The sequence below is a fragment of the Neisseria sp. P0021.S007 genome (genome assembly GCF_051956855.1).
In genome coordinates, this window is record NZ_JBQCXA010001683.1 from 1 (window position 1) to 447 (window position 447).

A 447-nucleotide genomic window follows, 5' to 3' on the forward strand; every position below is an offset into this window, starting at 1 on the left:
GGTCTCGGGAGTGTGGGGAAGAGACAGTTTTTAACTTGGGTAATGTCGTAGGTTGATGTGCTTGATAGTATTTACTCTGCCATCGATGCCCTCTCCGTTCTTGCGCCATTCGCTATTCCTTTAGCCGTTATGTTGGGATTACGGATTGGCAGCTTTCTGAACGTTGTTATTTATCGCACGCCGATAATGATGGAACGCGAATGGACACAATTTTCGAAAGAGCATTTGGGCATCGAGCTGAAAGACGAAGAAAAACAGCCATTTAATCTGCGCAAACCGGATTCACGCTGCCCCAAAGGCAAAAGCCCAATCAAACTTGGGCAAAACATCCCCATCCTCAGCTATGTTTTCCTGGGAGGAAAATGCCACTCCTGCAAAACCGCTATCGGCATACGCTATCCGCTGATTGAGCTGCTGACAGGTGTCTTATTCGGTATTGTCGCAGGG

General features: G+C 47.9%; 1 protein-coding gene. It reads left to right on the plus strand.

Annotated elements, in window-relative coordinates; genetic code table 11:
• Positions 1 to 81: 81 nt before the first annotated feature.
• The coding region (locus ACTHUR_RS20900; protein ID WP_440400724.1) for a prepilin peptidase at positions 82 to 447 on the plus strand (366 nt) is incomplete at its 3' end.